Consider the following 7,643-nt stretch of genomic DNA (forward strand, 5'->3'; position numbering starts at 1 on the left):
TTCATAACAGGTCGGTCGATTGAATCAACCCGACGCCGGCGCCTTTCATGCGATCCATCGCCGACGCCAGTGATCCATCCAGATCAATCGCCCGGCAGGCATCCAGCACCACAAAAGTATTGAACCCCGCCGCCCGCGCATCCAGTGCCGAGAACATCACGCAAAAATCCAGCGCCAGGCCCACCATGTACACCGTATCGATACCGCGCTCTTTCAGATAACCGGACAAACCCGTGGTGGTGCGCCGGTCTGCCTCGAGAAACGCTGAATAACTGTCGATGTCCGGATTGCAGCCCTTGCGGATGATCAATTGGGCGTGGGGCAGGTCCAGTTCCGGGTGGAAGTCGGCACCGGGTGTGGCTTGCACACAATGGTCGGGCCACAGTGTCTGCTCACCGTAAGGCAGTTCAATGACCTCGAAGGGTTGATGGCCAGGATGGCTGGAGGCGAACGAGACATGACCCTTCGGGTGCCAGTCCTGGGCAATGACGACCTGTTTGAAACTGCCGGCAATGCGATTGATCAGCGGTACAATCCGGCCGCCTTCAGGCACCGGCAAGTGACCGCCGGGGATGAAGTCGTTTTGAACGTCGATCACCAGTAACGCAGTGCGAGACGAAATCGGCATCGGTTAAATACTCCTTGGAAGATGACTTTCCAGCATAGAAGCGGTTTTTCTCATACCGCTAAACGACTTCTCAACAAATTTGCTTTGTCTTCCAGTCCTGCGCTACTTTCACGGCCGATCAGCATCCACGCATGTTCTTGCTCGGTCCAAAACACCACGTTCATCTCATGTCGACGTTCATGTGCCAGCGGCCGGGCGCCGCTGTTCGAACGCGTGGCACACAGCGCCAGCGGCCCATGTTCCGCATCCAGATAAACGATCTGCGCAATCGGTACACCGTCGTACTCAAGCATTTGTGCGCGTTTGAGTTCAGCTCCGGGCAGTTTCAACGCGGCTGGCGAAAGGCTCAGACCAAGCCTTGCATCAATACTGCGCAACTGCGCGCGTTGTGAGGCCTCATCCGTGGGCAAGTGCTCCAGCGTCTGCACCACGTAAAGCGCCATATAGTCGCCGACCACACCGCGCCAGTTATGCGCTTGCTGCGTCTGCCAGCCGAGAAACAAACGATCCGCCAGCACGCCACCGGCGACCAGTGCAGCGGCTGCCGCGCCGGTAAACCAGCGTCGGCTCAGCCCTGGCTTTTGCGGCGAAGCAATGGCGTCGAGCCGCGCTTGCAGTCGATCCAGTGGCGCCTGTTGCGCCAGTTCATCGTAAGCATTCCTGAACGGCAGGCTGCTGCGGCTCAGCCACTGCACGCGCAGGTTGAGCAACGGATCGTCGGCGATGGCGTGGTCGAGTTGGCGGCGATAATCCGGGTCGAGTTCATCGTCCAGATACGCCACCAGTTGCTCATCCGAAGGTGTGTTCACGAGCGGTCTCCTTCGGTGGTTTTCGGCACTGATTGCAACGGCGGGTATTCGGCGAGTTTCAGGCGTGCGGTCGCCAGGCGGCTCATCACCGTGCCGATTGGCACTTGTAGAATCTCGGCGACTTCGCGATACGACAGGCCTTCGACGTAGGCCAGATACACCGTCTCGCGCTGGGTTTCCGGCAACGCATCGACCCGGCGGATCACCTGCGCCGCCATGACGTGAGTCTGCGCTGCGTACTCGCCATCGAACGCCAATCGCCCATCGGCATCGACCTGACCCGAACCCTGACGCACACGTCGGGCGCGCACGTCGTTAAGCCAGATCGAATGCAGAATGCTCAGCAGCCAGCGATCCATCCGCGTGCCGGTCACGTACTGCGCAGAACGCTCAAGCGCCCGCACGCATGTGGCCTGCACGAGATCCTCGGCCACATGCCGATTGCGCGACAGCAACAAACCGTAACGCCACAATCGCGCCAGGTGCTGCCCGAGTTCTGTTCTGAATGCCTGATCGCTGACGATGATCGCCTCCGCTAGTTGATGCTCAGGTTTTCGATGAATCGTTGATGGCTTCAGCCAAGTCCTGGTACTCCTCGCAAGACGTGCCGCAAATCGATTTGATCTGCTGCAACTGTTCCTGCGCCAGATCGACGCGACCTTTGATCACATAGGCCTCGCCGAGGTATTCGCGCACTTGCGCGTAGTGCGGATCGAGTTTCACCGATTGCAGGTAATAGCCAATACCTTCATCGGTACGGCCCGGTTTGCGTGTGGCGTAACCGCGATAGTTCAGAGCCTTGGCGGTGTTCGGTTGTTGCAGGGTGTCGAGCAGCGCCAGTGCTTCCTCGTAGCGACCGTCCTTGGCGAGACGATAGGCGTAATCGGTACGATCGGCGTCGGGCAACAGGCTGCTGGTTTGCAACACACACTTCTGCGTTTTGCTGTCCCGGACCTGGCCTTTGGGGCATTCGGGCTTCTTGACCGGCTCGCCCTCATCGCCATTGGCAAACGCCAAATGGCTGGACAGGGCTGCGGCCAGCAGCAACGGGGCGGCGAACATAACGCAACGGATAGTCATGGGCAAGGCTCCACAGAGGGTTGTGTCTGACTTTGAACACCACAGAGCGAAATTTTATTCATTGCTTTGTCAGTGACTGTTCAAGGCAGGCCTGAATTCGGGCGCTATGCTTATGGGCATCTGCCGTTGATCCGAAGCTTTGGCGCAGGAGAGTTGCCAGGAAAGATCAGGGCCATCACTGCGCCGCAAGCGGCAAGTCAGTGAATGGCTGACCGCGACGGCGGGCCTTGATGGGCATAACACCGCAATTGACACTGAAACCTTTGGGAATTGCCCGCGAACGCTGATTGAGCATCAACACCAAATCCGGTTCAGCTCAGTTGAGCCGCCTCGTCAATTTTCTTCCGCTCCCGAACCCCACGAACCACCAAATACGATAAAGGCCCAACGGACACGAAAACCGCCGTCAACAGCAAGTAAGGCACCACCGACCAACCTGACTGCCCACGGGCCTTGGCATCCTTGACCATCCAGACGCCGGCCAGTGTCGCCAGCAGGTACAAATCAATCACCACCTGCGCGGTATCGGGGCGCGACATCAGGCTGATCCCGAAGTCGATCAACGACTGTTCAGCCTGAAGCATCACCGAAACCGTATAACCGGTAAACGCAAGCAAAGCGGTGAGGGGCAGGGCGATAGACATCATGCGTTCGTTCCTTGAAGTGATGAGTGCAATCGACAGCCTAGCGTTGCCACGCAGAATTGACCATTGACTTGTGAGCAACGCCCGGGCTAATTTTCAGGCCATGATTTCCATCGTATTGCGCTGCCAGCCAAGCATTATTACCGCCATTCCTCATTTGGCGGGTTAGCTCACGACTGCAGCACCCAACCCGCCCTAGAGGCGGGTTTTTACTTTCTGTCTCCGGGGTTCTGATCAAAACGTCAGGAGACGACCATGCCGCACAGCCCCGACCAGCAAGCCTTGCTTGAGCAATACGTGAAAAAGATCCTTGCCGCGCCGGTCTACGACATTGCCATACGCACGCCGTTGCAGGCCGCGCCGGCGTTGTCTGAAGCACTGGGCAACCGCATCCTGCTCAAGCGTGAAGACCTGCAACCGACGTTCTCCTTCAAGATCCGCGGCGCCTACAACAAACTGCTGCAGCTAAGCGACGAACAAAAGGCGCGCGGGGTGATCACCGCCTCGGCCGGCAATCATGCCCAAGGTGTGGCGCTGGCGGCGCGGGAGTTAGGGATCGCTGCAATCATCGTCATGCCGTCGACAACGCCGGAGTTGAAAGTGCTGGGTGTTCGAAGTCGCGGCGCCGAAGCGCTGCTGCATGGCGAAAGCTTCCCGTTTGCCCTGGCCCATGCGCTGCAACTGGCCGAGCAGACCGGGCGCACCTTTGTTTCGCCCTTCGACGATCCGGAGGTGATTGCCGGGCAAGGCACCGTAGCGATGGAAATTCTCCGTCAGCATCAAGGCGCGCTGGACGCGATCTTCATCCCGGTTGGCGGTGGTGGTTTGATCGCCGGGATCGCCGCCTACGTCAAATACCTGCGCCCGCAAGTGCGCATTATCGGCGTCGAGTCCGAACATTCAGCGTGCCTGAAAGCGGCCATGCACGCCGGAGAGCGGGTTGTATTGCCCAATGTCGGTACTTTCGCCGACGGTGTGGCCGTGGCGCAGATCGGTGAGTATGGGTTTGAGGTGTGCCGCTTTTGCGTGGATGAGGTGCTCACGGTCAGCAACGACGACCTCTGTGCGGCAATCAAGAATATCTACGACGATACCCGCTCGATCACCGAACCTTCCGGTGCATTGGCGGTGGCCGGGATCAAACAGTACGTGGCGCGAAGCGGTGTGCGGGATCAGACCTTCGTGGCGATCGACTCGGGTGCCAACATCAACTTCGACAGCCTGCGCCACGTCGCCGAGCGCGCCGCTGCATGCGGCGTTCCGGCGTAAGCGCTCAAGCCAGCAAGGGGCGCAGAAAGCTGCGCTCGTAGCTGACGATGAACTTCTTCTCGAGCAGTGATTGCACCAGCGCGCTGCTTTGCGGATCAGTCAGGGTGATATGCCGGTAGCTTTCGTAATCCGCCAGCGACGGAAAACTGAACAGGCAGTAAGCGATATTGCTCGCACCCTCTGACGGCAGGAAGTAGCCGTGATGGGTACCGCCCAGTCGCTCGACAATGCCGAGCCAAGCCTTGGCGTAGGCCTCGAACTCCGTCAATTGGTAAGGGTCGATCACGTATCTGACGTGGCAGGTAATCACAGATGTCGCTCCTTGCTCAGGTCATTCCTGAATGGCAGTGCCGACTTTGTCCGAAGCCGACCAGATGCGATAGCGCACTTCGACGTCCGAGGGCGCATAAACCACGACCGGCAGTTTACTGTTGTAACGCAGCAGGAAGCCGTCACCGACGACGGGCACGAACGCGCGTTTCTTCGGGATCCCGGCAGGGCAGGCCATCATCGTGCTCATCGGACCGCTGACCTTTTCCAGTCGATAGAACGGGTAGCCCCAACCTTCGAGGTTTTTCTCGGCAAGCACGCCGCCCAGGTGTTGGCGATTGCAGTCCACTTCAAGGATTTTACCCGCGAGGATTTCGACCTGAAAGTTCTCTTCCTGATCCTGCTTGGGCAGATGAATGACCTGGCGGGTGAAGCCGGTTTCTGCCTTGGGATACGGCGCCACATCTTCCAGTTTGGCGGCGTGAACAAACGTGGACAGACTGGCGATGATCAGGCCGGTGGTCGCGCAGGCGCGGAAAGAAACCATGGGAGCCTCCTTGCGGGTGTAGTGTGGTTGAGCGGCATTCTTACCCTCACGCGCGTCGAATGCAAACCGACGCCGAGTTGCAATTTGCAGGGACTGGCAGGCCTTTTCTTGCATTTTGCAACTGGCCAAATACTGGCCTCTTCGCCAAGTGCTTGATTTTTATAGGGGCAAAACGATCCGATGAAAGGCACGTTTTATGCCTCTGTTTGGTGCGGCGCACCGGGTTCGGGCGCCTACACTCCAAGAGGCATTTCGCCGTACAACCGTTTGCCGCACCCAGGGAAATAGCGGGGATCCACCCGTGCAGGGGCAGTAAAAACGGTCAGCGTGAAGCGTTGATTGGCGGTTTCATTATTAAGGAGAGTTTCACCATGTTTCTGTCTGCCTTGGAACTACGCAATATCATTGAAAGCAGTTTTCTGCCGAAACGTTGCCAATGCACGCTGTCGCCGGAGTTGTCGATGACCGTCAAGGTCTTCGGCGATCACCAGACCGATCAGGTCGATTTGCTCGTCAGCGGCATCGATGCCAGCCACCTCAATGGCTCTCGCGCAATCAACGACCTCATTGCCGGATTGCGCTCGGATCTGGCGCAACAAGCGACGCCACATCATTACAGTCCTCGATCAAAAGCCGTTTAACGCACTGTTTCACCCAGTTCGACCGTCACGCGCCGGGCCTGCAAAAAACCAAGGCCCAGCGCGAACTCGACCAGCACCGCGAGCAGAATCCCGGGGCCGGCGTGGCCGTTCAACCATTCAGCAAAACCCAGCACCGCCAGACCAAAACACCCAACGATAAAACCGTTGCTCAGGGCATTACGCGCGAGTGACACCGGCGCTTTGCGCACCAGATAAAACATCACGCCCAACGCTGCAAACAGCACCGCGCTGCGCCGTGCGACAAATCCGGCACCTTCGGAGTACTCGATGCTCCAGATCGCCAGCAGGCTCTGCGGGAAAACGCCCCAGGCCAGCGCCAGCAAAAAACACAACGAACACGTGAAGCCCGACAACGTGCGAAACGACAACTGCATGGCGAATCCTTGCGGCAGTGGGGAGGGCTCCGAGCATACCCGCCGAAACTCCCCACGCCTACCGCAAACCCGCAAATCAGACGTTTCTGTCAGTTCTGGAAGTTGCATGCGTCAGACAATTTCCGGTAGCTGATTTCCTCAGGCTTACCGGCATTGTCGATGTACTTCATATCGGCCGTGACCACTTTGCACAGATGCGTTAGCGGCTCGGTCAACGACACCACTTTGGCCACATGCAGCGGCATGCCGTACTCATACGGCACGGCTTTGGAAGTGGCAGAGGTGTCATTGGCCTGGGCCAGCCCGGCAAACGCGGTGCAGGCGAGGGCGGCAGTGAGCAATAAAGGACAAATGTTCATGAAAGGACTCCCGAGTGGCGGTTCTAGAGTTCGGCGTGATGCACCCGAACCTGCCGCACTGGGCGACAGCCAAAACGGCTGAGGGCGTGCAGTTCAGTAGAGTTTTTGACCACGGCGTTAAGAGATGGTTAACCGAGCTGAACGCCGGCTGTCAGGGAGTGCGGCGGTTTTCTCAGGAACGTTTGGCGAATTCCTACAAAGGCTGGTGCCTTGTCTGCTTTCGGCGGCTGGAGCGGGACAGTTATTGTCGGTTGCCGCTGCAAAATCAGTGGTTCGGGTTTGGTCACCTGAGAAAAGTTCATTGCATATGTGCCATCATTTGCACCGTTCGGATTTCACGATCCGTGAAGTGCATTGCTGTGGCGGCTGTGTGCAGGACGCCTTCGGGCGAGCTGAGTTTGAACTGTTCTCGGTTGACCAAGCCTGTACACGGCCGCCTCCCACCGTTTGGTCACGGCTATGGCGGTTACCTTCTAATACAGTTGAGTAACTCAGAATGCCAATAATTAAAATGCTACAAAACCGCTATCTCCCCCTCAGCAGCAACGTCACCGAAACCCCGGCACTGCTCATCGACACCCAAGCCAACCCGAAAGACATCCTCGAAGCCGCCGTCCAGCGCATCCGCGCCGCCGCCGACCTGCTCGAAACCCTGCATTGCCTGTGCTTCAAGCACGCCGACGTGCAGGACATCCCACACATTACCCATGCGCTTTACCTGCTGACGCAGGATGGCAATGACTTGCTCCAGGTCGCGCAGCAGCAAATGTTGAACTGGAAAGCGCCTGCTTGAGTTCACCCTCAAAAAAGCCTGCCGTGGAAAGAGGGCAGGCTGAGGGGGGAGTAGCGCGGCATTCGAAAAGGTCATTGTGGTTGCAGGTTGCGAGCGTATTCGACCAGATCCTTGGGATGGTCTGAAGTAGCCCTGTATTTCCGGCCAACTTCAACCTCATCCAATTTTGAAAGCGGTAGACCGATCAAAAACGATCAGATTGCCCGCT

Annotated in this window: 11 protein-coding genes and 1 pseudogene; 3 read left to right on the plus strand and 9 right to left on the minus strand. The window is 58.0% G+C overall.

The annotated features are described in order from the left end of the window. Nucleotide 1 precedes the first annotated feature (1 nt). From pncA to ACIOWA_RS17800, 5 genes are all read right to left on the minus strand, one after another. Nucleotides 2–628 (minus strand): bifunctional nicotinamidase/pyrazinamidase, encoded by a 627-nt coding sequence (gene pncA, locus ACIOWA_RS17780; protein WP_339494544.1) that lies wholly within the window; start codon nucleotides 626–628, stop codon nucleotides 2–4. 50 nt (nucleotides 629–678) lie between these two features. Then, complete coding sequence (locus ACIOWA_RS17785; RefSeq protein ID WP_339466516.1) at nucleotides 679–1,437, minus strand: transcriptional regulator; 759 nt, start codon at nucleotides 1,435–1,437, stop codon at nucleotides 679–681. Beyond that, a complete protein-coding gene (locus ACIOWA_RS17790) occupies nucleotides 1,434–1,964 on the minus strand; it encodes an RNA polymerase sigma factor (RefSeq protein ID WP_401161038.1) in 531 nt (176 codons plus the stop codon). The genes ACIOWA_RS17785 and ACIOWA_RS17790 overlap by 4 nt, the downstream gene beginning before the upstream one ends. A 19-nt stretch (nucleotides 1,965–1,983) precedes the next feature. Beyond that, nucleotides 1,984–2,517, minus strand: coding sequence for a hypothetical protein (locus ACIOWA_RS17795; protein WP_401161029.1), 534 nt, complete (start codon nucleotides 2,515–2,517; stop codon nucleotides 1,984–1,986). 311 nt (nucleotides 2,518–2,828) lie between these two features. Beyond that, nucleotides 2,829–3,164, minus strand: a complete 336-nt coding sequence (locus tag ACIOWA_RS17800; protein ID WP_339494540.1) for a DUF2834 domain-containing protein — start codon at nucleotides 3,162–3,164, stop codon at nucleotides 2,829–2,831. Nucleotides 3,165–3,416: 252 nt separating this feature from the next. Here ACIOWA_RS17800 and ilvA point away from each other — a divergent pair. Then, nucleotides 3,417–4,406: pseudogene (gene ilvA, locus ACIOWA_RS17805) on the plus strand (threonine ammonia-lyase, biosynthetic); the annotation flags it as partial. A gap of 28 nt (nucleotides 4,407–4,434) precedes the next feature. On the opposite strand, the gene ACIOWA_RS17810 reads toward ilvA, so the two are convergent. Then, nucleotides 4,435–4,740, minus strand: coding sequence for an NIPSNAP family protein (locus ACIOWA_RS17810; protein WP_339466513.1), 306 nt, complete (start codon nucleotides 4,738–4,740; stop codon nucleotides 4,435–4,437). 21 nt (nucleotides 4,741–4,761) lie between these two features. Further along, nucleotides 4,762–5,247, minus strand: a complete 486-nt coding sequence (eco, locus tag ACIOWA_RS17815; protein WP_401161032.1) for a serine protease inhibitor ecotin — start codon at nucleotides 5,245–5,247, stop codon at nucleotides 4,762–4,764. A gap of 371 nt (nucleotides 5,248–5,618) precedes the next feature. Here eco and ACIOWA_RS17820 point away from each other — a divergent pair, with 371 nt between their 5' ends. Then, complete coding sequence (locus tag ACIOWA_RS17820) at nucleotides 5,619–5,888, plus strand: DUF1652 domain-containing protein (RefSeq protein ID WP_221729859.1); 270 nt, start codon at nucleotides 5,619–5,621, stop codon at nucleotides 5,886–5,888. On the opposite strand, the gene ACIOWA_RS17825 is transcribed toward ACIOWA_RS17820, so the two are convergent. Continuing rightward, the gene (locus ACIOWA_RS17825) at nucleotides 5,885–6,283 is read right to left on the minus strand and encodes a hypothetical protein (RefSeq protein WP_339466507.1); all 399 of its coding nucleotides are present in this window, start codon (nucleotides 6,281–6,283) and stop codon (nucleotides 5,885–5,887) included. The genes ACIOWA_RS17820 and ACIOWA_RS17825 overlap by 4 nt on opposite strands. A gap of 89 nt (nucleotides 6,284–6,372) precedes the next feature. Further along, nucleotides 6,373–6,642 carry a DUF2790 domain-containing protein gene (locus tag ACIOWA_RS17830; RefSeq protein WP_401161034.1) on the minus strand — a complete coding sequence of 90 codons (270 nt, stop codon included), beginning with the start codon at nucleotides 6,640–6,642 and terminating at the stop codon, nucleotides 6,373–6,375. Between the two features lie 496 nt (nucleotides 6,643–7,138). Here ACIOWA_RS17830 and ACIOWA_RS17835 point away from each other — a divergent pair, with 496 nt between their 5' ends. Beyond that, nucleotides 7,139–7,435 carry a hypothetical protein gene (locus tag ACIOWA_RS17835; RefSeq protein WP_401161036.1) on the plus strand — a complete coding sequence of 99 codons (297 nt, stop codon included), beginning with the start codon at nucleotides 7,139–7,141 and terminating at the stop codon, nucleotides 7,433–7,435. The last annotated feature ends 208 nt before the right edge of the window (nucleotides 7,436–7,643 follow it).

Origin of the sequence: Pseudomonas sp. NPDC087614, from assembly GCF_044743485.1 — a bacterium.
GTDB lineage: Bacteria > Pseudomonadota > Gammaproteobacteria > Pseudomonadales > Pseudomonadaceae > Aquipseudomonas > Aquipseudomonas baetica_A.

What these genes read in the sequence shown, in the direction of transcription:
- pncA (WP_339494544.1), bottom strand. Translation starts at nt 628, where the DNA reads ATGCCGATTTCGTCTCGCACTGCGTTACTGGTGATCGACGTTCAAAAC.
- ACIOWA_RS17800 (WP_339494540.1), bottom strand. Translation starts at nt 3,164, where the DNA reads ATGATGTCTATCGCCCTGCCCCTCACCGCTTTGCTTGCGTTTACCGGT.
- eco (WP_401161032.1), bottom strand. Translation starts at nt 5,247, where the DNA reads ATGGTTTCTTTCCGCGCCTGCGCGACCACCGGCCTGATCATCGCCAGT.
- ACIOWA_RS17795 (WP_401161029.1), bottom strand. Translation starts at nt 2,517, where the DNA reads ATGACTATCCGTTGCGTTATGTTCGCCGCCCCGTTGCTGCTGGCCGCA.
- ACIOWA_RS17820 (WP_221729859.1), top strand. Translation starts at nt 5,619, where the DNA reads ATGTTTCTGTCTGCCTTGGAACTACGCAATATCATTGAAAGCAGTTTT.
- ACIOWA_RS17835 (WP_401161036.1), top strand. Translation starts at nt 7,139, where the DNA reads ATGCCAATAATTAAAATGCTACAAAACCGCTATCTCCCCCTCAGCAGC.
- ACIOWA_RS17825 (WP_339466507.1), bottom strand. Translation starts at nt 6,283, where the DNA reads ATGCAGTTGTCGTTTCGCACGTTGTCGGGCTTCACGTGTTCGTTGTGT.
- ACIOWA_RS17830 (WP_401161034.1), bottom strand. Translation starts at nt 6,642, where the DNA reads ATGAACATTTGTCCTTTATTGCTCACTGCCGCCCTCGCCTGCACCGCG.